The sequence below is a fragment of the Rhodococcus sp. UNC363MFTsu5.1 genome (assembly GCF_000686785.1).
Lineage (GTDB): Bacteria > Actinomycetota > Actinomycetes > Mycobacteriales > Mycobacteriaceae > Rhodococcus_G > Rhodococcus_G maanshanensis.
In genome coordinates this window covers 21,772-34,731 of the sequence record NZ_JMLO01000014.1, presented here as the reverse complement: position 1 = coordinate 34,731, position 12,960 = coordinate 21,772, and the positions used below count along the sequence as shown (strand labels likewise).

General features: G+C 66.0%; 11 protein-coding genes. 8 read left to right on the top strand and 3 right to left on the bottom strand.

Translation table 11 applies throughout. From position 1 onward, the window contains the following. Positions 1 to 65: 65 nt before the first annotated feature. Positions 66 to 365, bottom strand: a complete 300-nt coding sequence (locus BR31_RS28555) for a DUF1918 domain-containing protein (RefSeq protein ID WP_051637384.1) — start codon at positions 363 to 365, stop codon at positions 66 to 68. 179 nt (positions 366 to 544) lie between these two features. Here BR31_RS28555 and BR31_RS28550 point away from each other — a divergent pair, with 179 nt between their 5' ends. Beyond that, positions 545 to 1,564 (top strand): 1-phosphofructokinase family hexose kinase, encoded by a 1,020-nt coding sequence (locus BR31_RS28550; protein WP_197023608.1) that lies wholly within the window; start codon positions 545 to 547, stop codon positions 1,562 to 1,564. A 9-nt stretch (positions 1,565 to 1,573) separates the two neighbouring features. On the opposite strand, the gene ppsA is transcribed toward BR31_RS28550, so the two are convergent. Together ppsA and BR31_RS0113445 are read right to left on the bottom strand one after the other, a co-directional pair. Then, positions 1,574 to 3,889 (bottom strand): phosphoenolpyruvate synthase, encoded by a 2,316-nt coding sequence (ppsA, locus tag BR31_RS0113450; RefSeq protein ID WP_037176598.1) that lies wholly within the window; start codon positions 3,887 to 3,889, stop codon positions 1,574 to 1,576. A gap of 253 nt (positions 3,890 to 4,142) precedes the next feature. After that, complete coding sequence (locus BR31_RS0113445) at positions 4,143 to 4,724, bottom strand: Rv1733c family protein (RefSeq protein ID WP_442970212.1); 582 nt, start codon at positions 4,722 to 4,724, stop codon at positions 4,143 to 4,145. 549 nt (positions 4,725 to 5,273) lie between these two features. Between BR31_RS0113445 and BR31_RS0113440 the strand changes: the two genes are divergently transcribed. The 7 genes from BR31_RS0113440 to BR31_RS0113410 are packed head-to-tail and all read left to right on the top strand — an operon-like array spanning position 5,274 to position 12,954. Next, a complete protein-coding gene (locus BR31_RS0113440; protein WP_051637383.1) occupies positions 5,274 to 6,425 on the top strand; it encodes a 4Fe-4S dicluster domain-containing protein in 1,152 nt (383 codons plus the stop codon). Further along, a complete protein-coding gene (locus tag BR31_RS0113435) occupies positions 6,422 to 6,886 on the top strand; it encodes a cyclic nucleotide-binding domain-containing protein (RefSeq protein WP_027501424.1) in 465 nt (154 codons plus the stop codon). Before BR31_RS0113440 ends, BR31_RS0113435 begins: the two co-directional genes overlap by 4 nt. Beyond that, positions 6,876 to 7,739 carry an FAD/NAD(P)-binding protein gene (locus BR31_RS0113430; RefSeq protein WP_037176596.1) on the top strand — a complete coding sequence of 288 codons (864 nt, stop codon included), beginning with the start codon at positions 6,876 to 6,878 and terminating at the stop codon, positions 7,737 to 7,739. The genes BR31_RS0113435 and BR31_RS0113430 overlap by 11 nt, the downstream gene beginning before the upstream one ends. Continuing rightward, positions 7,739 to 8,506 carry an NADH-quinone oxidoreductase subunit B family protein gene (locus BR31_RS0113425; RefSeq protein WP_027501422.1) on the top strand — a complete coding sequence of 256 codons (768 nt, stop codon included), beginning with the start codon at positions 7,739 to 7,741 and terminating at the stop codon, positions 8,504 to 8,506. The genes BR31_RS0113430 and BR31_RS0113425 overlap by 1 nt, the downstream gene beginning before the upstream one ends. Further along, entirely contained in the window at positions 8,496 to 9,788 is a 1,293-nt protein-coding gene (locus BR31_RS0113420; RefSeq protein ID WP_027501421.1) for a Ni/Fe hydrogenase subunit alpha, read from the top strand. Before BR31_RS0113425 ends, BR31_RS0113420 begins: the two co-directional genes overlap by 11 nt. Then, entirely contained in the window at positions 9,785 to 10,285 is a 501-nt protein-coding gene (locus BR31_RS28545) for a hydrogenase maturation protease (RefSeq protein WP_081830458.1), read from the top strand. The genes BR31_RS0113420 and BR31_RS28545 overlap by 4 nt, the downstream gene beginning before the upstream one ends. After that, positions 10,255 to 12,954, top strand: coding sequence for a cation-translocating P-type ATPase (locus BR31_RS0113410; protein WP_037176594.1), 2,700 nt, complete (start codon positions 10,255 to 10,257; stop codon positions 12,952 to 12,954). The genes BR31_RS28545 and BR31_RS0113410 overlap by 31 nt, the downstream gene beginning before the upstream one ends. Positions 12,955 to 12,960: the final 6 nt, after the last annotated feature.

The window sequence follows — 12,960 nt, the reverse complement described above, 5'->3', positions numbered from 1 at the left end:
CATTCCTCCAGTTCATTGGTAGATCCGATCCGGCGCATCGGTCGCCGCCCCCATCGCATCGGTCTTCACGTCGACTGTTTTGATCCGGTTGGGTCGCCGCCCTGCTTACCTGTTCCCCCGATGAGCTTCTGCAGCTCTGCAATTCGATTGCGCTCGTGCTCCTGTCGGCGGGTCATCACGGCGGCCGCTACGACGAGCGCGTCGGGCCCGGGGAAGACCAGAGCCTGGTGACCGTCCCGCACCCATTTCACGACGTACGGCGGGCCGCCGTCTCTGGTCCGTACCTCGACTATCTGGCCGACCTGGTCCGGTGCGTCGACGACTGTCCCCTTGACGACAAGCCAATCCCCGGCCTCGGCGCGCATGGCGGCTCTCCTTCTGCCTCGCTCATGACGGTACGAAGGCGCGATGTGCGGTCGATAGGGCCGTTGGTCACCCCGCGGTCCCGTCGCGTGGGTGCGGTAGGCCCTACCGTGCAGGGCAGGGCGGGTTGAACACTGGATGGGAACGGTCTGTAAGCCTGCTGCGACCCGGGAGGTGACCGGTGCACGACATTGTCACGCTGACCATGAATCCTGCGCTGGACATCGAAACTGCTACCCCACAGGTTCGACCGGACCACAAGCTGCGGTGTGCCTCGCTCCGGAATGACCCCGGAGGCGGCGGTGTCAACGTCGCTCGGATAGCGCACGCTCTCGGAGCATCGGTCCTCGCCGTGATACCGACCGGCGGCCCCACCGGCCAGATGGTGCGCACCCTGCTCGCGGGCGAAGGTGTGCCGTACGAGGTGGTGCCGATTCGAGGATCGACACGGGAGTGCATCACGGTGGCGGAGACCGATACGGCCCGCCAATACCGATTCGTCCTGCCCGGACCCACTCTCACGAGAAAGGAGCAGAGTTCCTGCCTGGACGCGATCGAAAGGCTCTCCGCAACGGCCCTCTTCGTCGTGGCAAGTGGCAGCCTGCCCCCGGGTGTGCCGACCAACTTCTATCAGCGGGTGTCGACCGTGGTGCAGGGCTCCGAGGCCCTCTTCGTCCTGGACAGCTCGGGCGAGGCGCTGCGGCAGGTGCAATCCGGGGTGTTTCTGCTCAAACCGAGCATCCGGGAGTTGCGCGACCTCACCGGGCGAACGCTCGAAACGCCGGGCGACCAGGTGCGTGCGGCGCGGGAGCTGATCGAGGCAGGTGTGTGCGCTCGAGTCGTGGTGTCTCTCGGATCTCGGGGCGCTCTCGCCGTCACTCCGGACAGTCAGTACGAGATCCCCGCCCTTCCCAAGGAGGTGCGCAGCGGTGTCGGTGCCGGCGACAGCCTGGTTGCGGGCACGGTGGTGGGGCTGTGTCGTGGATCGAGCTTCGGCGAGGCGGTCAGGCTCGGTGTCGCCGCGAGCGCGGCCATGCTCATGACACCGGGAACCGCCACATGCACCCGCGAGCAGGTCGAGCGGTGTCGCTCCGAGCTACACGCGATCGAGGCGGCCTCCGACGCGGCGGTCGGGCACGAGTCGAAGCTCCAGAACCACTCACTGGACCTGGCCGGCCACAAGGGCATCCCGGAATCCTGAGCAAGGTCATTACTCGCCTGGTCGGTCGCCGATCCGGGCGTGTTCCAGCAGGATTCGGCGTTCGGCCATGTCGACCGTGCGGCGGGTCTGCTCGACGGAGTCAGGTGTGACCGACACCGAGGTGATGCCCCGCCGGACGAGGTGCTCGGCCAGTGCGGGCGCGCTCGAGACCGCCTGACCGCAGAGTGACGTCGTCATCCCCACCGCTCGTGCGCGATCCAGGATGAGGTCGATCGTCGCCAGGACCGCCGGATCCATCGTGTCGAACAGATCCTCGCAGACGCCCGAGTCCCGATCGACGCCGAGGACCAGTTGGGTGAGGTCGTTGGTGCCGATCGACAGCCCGTCGATGCCGAGGCGCGCGTACTCCTCCAGCCAATGCGTGACCGAGGGCACCTCGGCCATGATCCAGCGGAGCATGCGCCGGTCCTGTCCCAGCGGATGCGCGTCGACCAGTTCGAGGCAACGGACGAGCTCCCACCGAGTGCGGACGAAGGGGATCATCAGGTGAACATTGGAGAACCGCTGGCGCACCCTGTGTAGCACGTCGAGATCGAGGCCGAACAGGTCCGGCTCGCGGATGTACCTGAAGCAACCCCGGTACCCGATCATCGGATTCTCCTCAACCGGCTCGGATTCGCCGCCGTCGAGATTCGCGAACTCGTTGCTCCGCAGATCGACCGCACGGTAGATGACGGGCCGAGGCGAGAAAGCCGCCGCGATGCGGCCGACGCCCTCGGCCATCGATTCGATGTAGTCGTCCCTGCGCCCCTCCTCGATCAACTTGTTCGGATGCTTGCCTCCCAGCGCTTCGGTGATCATGAACTCGGCTCGGAGCAGACCCACGCCGTCAACGGCGCGTGCGGCCACGTCTTCTGCGGTGTCGGGCGAGGCGAGGTTGACATAGATCGCGGTCGCGGTTCCGGTCTGGCCGACTCGGACTCCGACAGCCGTCGGGGCTGGGGTCACCGGCGCCGTCAGGATCCGATCCTCGCTGTCGGCGCCCGCAACCACCACCCCTTTGTTGCCGTCAACCGTGACCATCTGCCCCTCGGTCAAGACCGACGTCGCATTGCGTGCGCCGACCACGACGGGCAGGCCGAGTTCACGGCCCACAATCGCGGCGTGGCAGGTGATTCCTCCTCGATCGGTCACGATCGCCGCCGCGCGCCGAAGGATCGGAATCCAATCCGGCCTCGTCATCGGAGCGACCAGGACATCGCCGGCCTGGAGACGGTCGCCTTCTTTCGGCGACGTCAGGACCCGCACCTGGCCGCTTGCGATTCCGGGACCTGCCCCGAGTCCGGTTGCCAGCACTCCGGACGGGCTCGCCTCCTCGATCGGGCCTCGTTGGACCGACATCCCCAACGTCGTTATCGGCCTGGTCTGCACCACCCACAAGTCGTCGCCCGCGATGGCGAACTCGAGATCCTGTGGTGCGTCGTAACTCTTCTCGATGACCGTGGCCAGCTCGGCGACACGGCGCAGGGTTCTGTCATCGAGGACCCGCTGCCGCTGCACATCCGGTGCGATCTCCTCCCGGCTCTCGCCAACGGAATCGCTGTGGATCTGAAATGCCTGTGCGCCCAAGTGCATGTCGACAAGGGCGCCGGAGTCCTTGTCGACTGTGTAGGTGTCGGGTTCGACCTGGCCGCCGACCACCACCTCGCCGAGACCGCGCGCCGCTTCGATGACGATGTGCTCGCGTGTCCCGCTTCGCGGGTCGGCCGTGAATGCGACCCCGGAACGGTCCGAGGGAACCATCGTCTGGACCACGACCGCTACCGAGGGTTCCTCGCCATAGCCGCGAGCGGCCCGGTAGCTGAGTGCTCGTTCGGACCACAGCGACGCCCAGCACCGTCGTACCGCGTCGAGTACCGGGTCGTCTCCGCTGACATTCGTGTAGCTGTCGTGGATTCCCGCGAACGACGTGTCCGCCGCATCCTCGGCGGGGGCAGACGAGCGAACCGCGACCCGGATGCTGTCGCCGAGCCGGTGGTAAGCATCGGTGATTGCGTGTCTCACGGCATCCGGCAACGGTGCGTCCAGAACGATCCCGCGCAGTCTCTTGGCCTGATCACTCAACAGCTGGGCCTCCACAGCGTCGGGAACCCGATGCGTGTACAGCTCCGACCGGATTCCGCTCTCCTGCATCGTCTCCAGATACGCGCCGGTGGTGATGACGAATCCGGGCGGCACCGCCAGTTTCAAACGGGTCATCTCCCCGAGGTTGGCGGCCTTACCACCAACCGATCCCGCATCCGCGAGTCCGACCTCGTCGAGTCCGAGTACGTACTTCGATGTCGTCACACCCTGGTCAGGCATGGCTCGCCTCCTCGTGGCCACTGACACTCAGCCAACGCGCGTAGGTGCGCCGAGTCCAGGGCACTTGGTCACCAATAAGCAGGTTTGGGGTTGGACGTCGACTTTGAGGCAGACGATCATGCGATGGAAGCTGCTCCTGGATGAGAGTCCGCCGTGGGATTCGCCCCACGTGCGCACCGCCTCTCGGGCGGACCTGCAGGTCCGCGAGCAATGCCGGGTAACCGGTGGTGTCGCGTCTCCCGGCGTGTGATCATCACGCTACGGTCCAGCCCGGTGTGTTGTCGATCCACTGCCATTCCCGCTGAATGTCGCGGAGTCTGTGCCACATCAATACGCGCCGGAGCGTAACCACCAGGACCGCGGTGATCGCCGCGCACAGTCCCCAGAGGTACACCGCGCATTCGATCGCGAGAAAGGCGTTCGCCGGCCCTGAACGTGGCTCCTCCATCGGAACACCCTGGTCGTCCACCCACAGCTCGACCTGATCCCCGACTGCCGCGTTGGACGTGACCTCGACGGTCGCTCGCCTGAACTCGCCGTCGAGGTACCACGTCACATACCTCCGAGGTCGGTTCGGTCCGGACTCGGCAGATGCCGCGGCCTCCAAGACAGCCGTCACCGGATGTCCAGTGGATGCGCGCTCCCTCGATTCTCCGCTGAAGGTGTCGAATCTTGCGGTCCCGACCGCCGCCGAGACCGGGATCAGGACCAGCGTCACCATGACTGCAATGATCTCGACTCCCACCCGAATCCGGTCGCCAGTGCGAAGGAGAGGGTTGCTAGTCCACGGTGAGCTGCGCCATAACCTGGTCGCGATGCCTGGATACCCGGACATTGCCCGGTCACCTCCTCGCCATACATCTCGCAGTCTCACACCGGGGCGGCGTGGTGGGCAGAGGACAAAGTCACCGCATCGCCGCACTTGACTGTCCCGATCGCCTGGTTGTTGCCGTTGCCGCCGACCACAGATGGGTTGATCCAGCAGAGAACCCACCGGCCGGCATCAGGGCTGCCCACAGCGTCCTTGGAGGGGCCAATCGGACCGTGTGGCCGCGCTCGCCGCGTCCGGTCACCTCGACATGGCAGCAGGCGCGGGCGAATAATGGCACCGTGCGGAAGCACTCGTGCTTGGCTTTGCCAGGCGTAGTCATAGTCAACGACGGCGGCCCGCTTGCCGGGCCTCGGTCATCGCGGTACATCGGTCTCGTGCTCGAGCGACAGGGCGCGAATGGAGTATGCGGCAGATCCTCTGCGGCTACGAAGTCTATTGCTTCGACGCGACATCCGACCGCGACCCACGGCTTGAGAAAGTGCCGAACGACTCTGGTCGTGGGTCCGCGCCCGGAGCTTCAATGAAACTGCGTAACTCCGCGCAGGAGGGCTCATGACGGATGACGGAGATCTGACCGACAGGCCTGGCGATCAGGCGGTCCTCGACCGCGCCGGGCTCGACCAACTCATCGCGGTGCTGTTGCAGGAGGGCTACCAGGTCATCGGCCCCACCGTCCGGGACAGCGCAATCGTCCTCGACACACTCGAATCAGGCGACCAACTACCGGCGGGGTGGGGTGTGGAAACCGCCCCTGGCCGGTACCAGCTCAGGAAACGATCCGATTCCGCCGTGTTCGGCCATTCGGCCGGGCCACAGTCGTGGAAGCAGTACCTTCACCCACCTCGGCGACAGCTCTGGAGTGAGGGTCAGGACGGCACCTACCGCTTGCCGCCGACTCCGGAGACGAAGTACGCATTTCTCGGCGTCCGCGGGTGCGACCTGGCAGCGATCCGCGTGCTGAAGCGGGTTCTGTCTGCCGGCGGGCCCTCGACGACTCGTCCGTTCGAGAGTCTCTTCATTGTCGCGGCGAACTGCACTGAACCGGGCGGAGTGTGCTTTTGCGCGTCGATGAACACCGGCCCCGCTGTCGGGACCGGGTTCGACCTCTGCCTTACCGAGCAAATCGACGAGGACGGTCATCGCTTTGTCGCTGAGGTCGGTACCACCGAGGGCGCGCGTGTACTCACACTCGTGAATCGCAGACGGGCCACGGATGCGGAAATCGTCGAGGCCGAGCTCGCCGTATCGGATGCGGCAAATCACATGGGCCGCGAGATGCCCAATGTCGACCTCCGCGCCATGCTCCGCGAAGCACGGGACGCCGATGTCTGGGAGGACGTTGCCTCCCGTTGCCTGACCTGTGGAAACTGCACGATGGTCTGCCCCACATGTTTCTGCACGACGACAGAGGACGTTTCCGACCTGGCCGGAGACAATGCGGAACGCTGGCAGCACTGGTCGTCGTGTTTCGACCTGGATTACTCGCAGCTGCATGGCGGCACCGTGCGCGTCAGCGGTGAGAGCCGATACCGGCAGTGGATCTCCCACAAACTGGGCACCTGGTACGACCAGTTCGGTTCTTCCGGTTGTGTCGGGTGCGGTCGATGCATCGACTGGTGCCCGGTGGGGATCGACATCACCGCGGAGGCAGCGCGCCTGACCGGCGCCTTGGACCTCGAACCGGATCTCGGTGAGCGCCGATGAACGACTTCGGTGGCACGGCTTTCCCCGTGAACTTCGAGGGACTGACCGACCGTCAACTTCACCGGCTCGCTGGCATTTCGCGTGGAGTGCAGTTCGCGGCGGGCGAGGAGATATTCAGGGAAGGTGATCCGGCCGGCAAGTGTTGGTTCATTCGCTCGGGCCGGGTCATCCTCACCGCGACGGTTCCCGGCCGCGGCGAGGTGACCGTCGAAACGCTCTCCCACGGTGACGTGCTGGGAGTGTCGTGGCTGCGTGCACCTCGGCTGTGGGAGTGGAGTGCCTCCGCCGTAGCCGCTACGACGGCGGTGGAGCTCGATGTCGCCACGCTGGAGTCGCTCGCGCAGGACGAGCCCGCGATCGGACGTGGGGTCTATTTGACGCTCTCGCGGTCCCTGCTCCACCGATTGCAGGCGACACGTGCTCGATTGCTCAACGTCTATGTGCAGGAACATGTTCAGTGACGAGCTGAACCATCCGGACGCGGCGGCCCGCCGCGATCCAGTCGTGCCGTCCGCCTATCGGGTCATCAACCGGCACGACGAGACCCTGGACACGTCCACACTGACCCTTGACGCCGTCGGGGGGCGCCTTCCCCCATTCCGGCCGGGTCAGTTCATGATGCTCTACGCACGCGGCGTGGGCGAGATCCCCCTCTCGATCTGTGGGGACCCCGCACGAGGCGACGGCACCGTCGTCCACACCGTTCGCGCCGTCGGCGCCGTCAGTCACGCGTTGCGCGAGGCGCGGGTCGGGGAGGTCGTGGGTGTGCGCGGGCCTTTCGGGCGGGGCTGGGATCTCGAATCTGCGAAGGATGATCTGATAATTGCCGCGGGGGGTGTCGGGCTCGCGGCTGTCCGTTCCGCCGTCCTGGCGGCGGTGGGGACTGGTTATCGGTTTCGTCGGGTCGTGCTCGCGGTGGGTGCACGCCGTCCCTCCGATCTCCTCTACCGCGAGGACCTCGTGTCCTGGTCGGGCCGGGGCCAGGTGGATGTCGAGTTGGCAGTCGACCTGCCGGAACCGGGCTGGCACGGCCACGTCGGCTTCGTCACGCAGATACTGGACCGTCTGGATCTCGAACCCACGCGGACGACCGTGCTGCTGTGCGGTCCGGAGCCGATGATGCGCCTGTCGGCTCGCACCATGATCGGCAAAGGCATTGCGCCAGAGAGTATCCGTGTCTCCTTGGAACGGAACATGCAGTGCGGCAACGGGCTGTGCGGCCACTGCCAACTCGGCGAGCTGCTGCTTTGTCGTGATGGTCCCGTGGTCGACTACGCCGTGGCCGGCCCTCTCCTCGGCGTTCGGGAGCTGTGATGGACAAGCCCACACTTGCGGTATGGAAGTTCGCGTCCTGTGACGGGTGCCAATTGACATTGCTCGACTGCGAGGACGAGCTACTCGTCTTGGCCGACGCCGTCCGCATCTCACACTTCCTGGAATTGTCGAGCGCGATAGAGGGCGGCCCCTATGACCTGTCCCTCGTCGAGGGCTCGATCAGCACCGCAGCCGATGTCGAACGCATTCACCGGATTCGCGACGAGTCCAGATATCTGGTGACGATTGGTGCCTGCGCTACGGCGGGAGGGATCCAGGCCCTTCGAAATTTTGCCGACGTGGACGAGTTCATGTCCGTGGTGTACGCGAGCCCCCAGTACGTCGACAGCCTCGCGACGTCGACACCGATCGCCGCACACGTCCCGGTGGACTTCGAACTGCGAGGATGCCCGATCGACCGACGTCAACTTCTCGAGGTGATCTCCTCGTACCTGGCGGGCCGCAAGCCGAACATCCCCGACACCAGCGTCTGCGCGGAGTGCAAGCGGCGCGGCCTGACGTGCGTCATGGTCGCCGACGGCACACCGTGCCTCGGGCCCGTGACGCACTCCGGCTGCGGGGCACTGTGTCCCGCACAGTCGAGGGGCTGCTACGGCTGCTTCGGGCCGACAACCAATCCGAATCTCGCCTCCCTCACCGGATGGCTCCGCACCTGTGGGATGACCGACGAGGGCATCGGGCGGGTGTTCGCGACCTTCAATGTGGCGTCACCCGAATTCGACGGGATCAGGCACCATGGACGATGACACCACGCGGTTGACCCTCGGCGCGCTCGCGCGCGTCGAGGGCGAGGGCAGGCTCGCGTTCACCGTCCGGGACGGGCGGGTCGAGGCCGCAGAGCTGAACATCTACGAACCGCCGAGGTTCTTCGAATCGTTCCTCCGGGGTCGCGACTTCCGTGAACCGCCGGACATCACGTCCCGAATCTGCGGCATCTGTCCGGTTGCCTATCAGGTCAGTGCGTGCAATGCGATCGAGCAGGCCTGCGGCGTGCACCTCGAGCAGCCGCTTCTCGACCTTCGCCGCCTGCTCTACTGCGGGGAGTGGATCGCCAGCCACGCACTGCACATCTACTTTCTGCACGCCCCCGATTTCCTCGGCGTGGCCGACTCCGTCGAGCTGTCCAGGATCGCGCGCCCGGACATCGAACGCGGCCTCGCGCTGAAGAAGGCGGGCAACGCGATACTCGAACAGCTCGGGGGTCGCGCAATCCACCCCGTCAACGTGCGGCTCGGCGGCTTCTATCGAGCACCGACGGCCGGCGAGCTCAAACCCCTCGCCGAACAGTTGCGACGGACACTCGACGACGCTCTTGCCACGGTGCGGTGGGTCGCGGCCTTCGAGTTCCCGGACACTGAGATCGACTGCGACCTCCTCGCGCTCGCACAGCCGGACCGCTACCCGATCGAGGACGGAACGCTGGCGACCACATCCGGTACCACCTTCTCCGCATCCGAGTTCAGCGATCACGTCGCAGAGCATCAGGTGCAGCACTCGACCGCTCTGCACGCCCGCCTCGACGGGCGTGCCTACCTCACCGGACCGTTGGCTCGATACAGCCTCAGTTCCGCGAGCCTGTCGGAGACCGCCCGGCAGGCGGCCGCCGATGCGGGGCTGGGAGCGCGGTGCCGGAACCCGTTTCGCAGCATCGTGGTGCGGGCGGTCGAAACGGTGTTCGCGGTGGACGAGGCGCTCCGTCTGATCCGCGAGTACGAACGCCCGGAACATCCGCATGTCGACATCTCCCCGAGAGCTGCGATCGGATGTGGCGTCAGCGAGGCACCACGAGGGGTGCTGTACCACCGCTACGAGCTCGATTCCGACGGCCGGATCCTCAGCGCGACCATCGTTCCGCCCACCTCCCAGAACCAGGCCGCCATCGAGGACGACCTCCGCAACACCCTCGCGGTCAACCTGGCGATGACGGACACCGAGCTGACCGGGCTGTGTGAGCGCACCATTCGGAACTACGATCCGTGCATCTCGTGCGCCGCGCACTTCCTGGAACTGACGGTGGACCGCAGATGACCGTCGTCGTGGTAGGCGTCGGGAACGAATACCGCCGCGACGATGGCGTCGGACCCGTCGTCGCACGCGCGATTCAACGCATGCACCCGTCGGGAGTTCGGGTGGAGATCGTCGAGGGTGAGGCGTCCGCACTCCTCGACACCTGGGTAGGCGCCGACCTGGCGGTCATCGTCGATGCGGTGGCCTGCACGCCGGCATCGCCCGGGGAGATCCATCGCTTCGTCGACCATCCGATCCCGAGCTGCGCCGAGCACACCAGCTCACACGGCCTGGGCATCACCGAGGCGCTTGCGTTGGCCGCCGCCCTCGGCCGAGAGCCCCTCCGCCTGGTGATCTACGCGGTCGAAGCGGGCGACACCGACATCGGCGTCGGGTTGTCTCCGGAGCTGGCCGCGGCCGTGCCCGTCGTGACCGCGATGGTCGCCGCGGAGATCGCTCGTTTCAGTCCTCCCGGCGACGAATCCAGATGGACCGGGAATGGGGGCGGACATCCGTGACGGACTTCCCGGAACATTCCCGACAGCTGATGCGAAACCTCGGCACCGGCCCGGAAGGACTCTCCACCCGAGAGGCGGAACGGCGCCTGCAGGTTCGCGGGCCGAACGAGATCGCCGACAAGCGGGGGCGGCACCGCGTGTCCGCGATGATCCGTCAGTTCACCCACCCGCTCGCCCTTCTCCTGTGGTTGGCGGCGGTGCTGGCTGCCGTGTCCGGTGTTGTCCAGCTCGGACTTGCGATTGTTGCGGTCATCGTGCTCAACGCCATCCTGGCCTATGTGCAGGAACAGCACGCCGAACACGCCGTGGCGGCGCTGAGCGATTATGTGCCCCAGCAGGCCTGGGTCGTCCGAGACGGCCGCCGCAACCACGTGCTCGCACGCGAACTGGTTCCAGGGGACCTCCTTGTGGTCGAGGAGGGTGACCAGGTGTCGGCAGACGCACAGCTGATCTCGGGCGCGGTGGAGGTCGACATGGCGGTCCTGACCGGGGAATCCAACCCCGTCGAACGCGACTCCACGGCTCGCGACATCGCACGTCGACCCCTGGATTCGCCGATCCTCGTGTTCAGCGGAACCACCTGCATCAGTGGGACCGCCACCGGGATCGTCACGGCCACCGGCAGCCACACCGAGCTCGGCAGAATCGCTGCACTGACACGGGGCGTTCGATCCGAGCCGAGCCCGCTGGAACTTCAGGTTCGCCGGGTCGCGTGGCTCATCGCCGCGGTGGCGGTCGGTGTGGGCGCATTGTTCCTACCACTCGGGCTACTCGCCGGGCTGTCGCCGGCGGCCGCCTTCGTCTTCACGATCGGATTGCTGGTCGCGAATGTACCCGAAGGAATGCTCCCGACCATCACACTGGCACTTGCCGCAGGCAGCAGGACTCTCGCGGGTAAGGGCGCGGTGGTCAAGCGACTGTCGTCGGTCGAGACGCTGGGCTGCACCACCGTCATATGTACCGACAAGACCGGAACCCTGACCGCCAATCGAATGCGTGTCACGGATGTTGCCTCCGATGCGCCGTCCGTACTGGTCGCAGCCGCGGCCCGTTGCACCACAGCCGATCTCGGCTCGACCGGTGACCCCACCGAGTTGGCACTGCTGTCCTACGCCGCTGAGCACGGCCAGCCCGTGGACCCGAGCGAGCGGGAGGCCGGACGACGCAAGGTGTTCCGGTTCGAGACGCATCTCAAGCGGATGTCCACCGTCGACGTGCACGCAGGCTCACTCGTGCTCACCGTCAAGGGCGCACCAGAGGAGGTACTCCCCCTCTGTAGCACCGTTATCGACGCACGCGTCAACTCGGTGCCGCTGGACGATGAGCTGCTCCGGCACTGGGAGAACGCTGTCACCGCCATGACCGGTCAGGCGTTACGAGTGCTCGCCGTGGCCACACGTGGGGTGACCGAGCCCGTGGGCGAACGGGATGACGCCGAATCCGGCCTATGCCTCCTAGGACTGTTGGGTTTGCTCGACCCTCCGCGGCCGGAAGTTCGTGCGGCGGTCACCGACTGCCACAGTGCGGGCATCCGAATCCACGTCGTCACCGGAGACAACGGCCGAACGGCAACGGAGATCGCCAAGCAGGTCGGGATCGACGTCAGCCGATCGATAGACGGACACGAACTCGACACGATGTCAGAATCTCAGCTCGACGCCCTGTTGGGAGAAGACACGGAGGTCGTCTTCTCCCGCGCCTCTCCGGAGGCCAAGCTTCGAATCGCAGATGCGCTGAGGGACACCCACCATGTCGTTGCCATGACCGGAGACGGCGTGAACGATGCCCCGGCACTGCGCCGCGCGGACATCGGCATAGCCATGGGGTGCAGCGGTACGGACGTTGCCCGTCAGGCTGCGACTGTCGTACTGACCGACGACAACTTCGCGACGATCGCCATCGGCATTCGTGAGGGACGTCGAGTGTTCGCGAACGTGCGGAAGTTCGTCTTGTACATCTTCGCGCATTCCGTGCCGGAAGTTGTCCCGTTTCTGGTCTTCGCCCTGTCCGGGGGGATGATCCCGCTCCCCCTCACGGTGCTGCAGATCCTGGCCATCGACCTGGGTACCGAGACACTGCCCGCACTGGCGCTGGGACGCGAACCGGCAGAACCAGGCCTCATGGCGCAACCGCCCCGACCGACACGAGAAGGGGTGATCACCAGGCAACTGTTGTGGCGAGCATGGGCATTGATGGGCGGGATGTCGGCATTGTTGGCTCTCGGTGCGTTTCTGATCGTGCTCGTGCAGGGTGGTTGGCACCCAGGCGACGACGTCAGTACAGGCACTCCCCTGCACGAGACGTATCTTCAGGCGACGACGGTGTCATTTCTCAGCATCGTTGCGTGCCAGATCGGAACAGCGATGGCAGCCCGAACATCGCTGGCTTCGCTTCGTTCGGTCGGGCTCACGACCAACCGGCTCCTGGTCGGCGGCATCGCTTTCGAGATCATGTTTGCTGCCGCGCTCGTGTACATGCCCCCGCTGCAGACGGTGTTCGGGACCGCCGGTGTCGCCCCATGGATGCTGTTGATGATGCTCCCGATGCCCGTCGCGGTCTGGGGCATCGATGAGGCTTATCGGTGTCGACTCCGTAGGCATGCCGACGCGTCTCGGCAGCATCCGGACACTCTCGCATCGACCCGCCCGACCATGAGCGTCACCGGGTGAGAAAGG

Excerpts from the sequence above, each read along its gene's own strand:
- BR31_RS28555 (WP_051637384.1), bottom strand. The coding sequence starts at position 365 with ATGCGCGCCGAGGCCGGGGATTGGCTTGTCGTCAAGGGGACAGTCGTC.
- ppsA (WP_037176598.1), bottom strand. The coding sequence starts at position 3,889 with ATGCCTGACCAGGGTGTGACGACATCGAAGTACGTACTCGGACTCGAC.
- BR31_RS0113445 (WP_442970212.1), bottom strand. The coding sequence starts at position 4,724 with ATGTCCGGGTATCCAGGCATCGCGACCAGGTTATGGCGCAGCTCACCG.
- BR31_RS0113440 (WP_051637383.1), top strand. The coding sequence starts at position 5,274 with ATGACGGATGACGGAGATCTGACCGACAGGCCTGGCGATCAGGCGGTC.
- BR31_RS0113435 (WP_027501424.1), top strand. The coding sequence starts at position 6,422 with ATGAACGACTTCGGTGGCACGGCTTTCCCCGTGAACTTCGAGGGACTG.
- BR31_RS0113430 (WP_037176596.1), top strand. The coding sequence starts at position 6,876 with ATGTTCAGTGACGAGCTGAACCATCCGGACGCGGCGGCCCGCCGCGAT.
- BR31_RS0113425 (WP_027501422.1), top strand. The coding sequence starts at position 7,739 with ATGGACAAGCCCACACTTGCGGTATGGAAGTTCGCGTCCTGTGACGGG.
- BR31_RS0113420 (WP_027501421.1), top strand. The coding sequence starts at position 8,496 with ATGGACGATGACACCACGCGGTTGACCCTCGGCGCGCTCGCGCGCGTC.
- BR31_RS28545 (WP_081830458.1), top strand. The coding sequence starts at position 9,785 with ATGACCGTCGTCGTGGTAGGCGTCGGGAACGAATACCGCCGCGACGAT.
- BR31_RS0113410 (WP_037176594.1), top strand. The coding sequence starts at position 10,255 with ATGGACCGGGAATGGGGGCGGACATCCGTGACGGACTTCCCGGAACAT.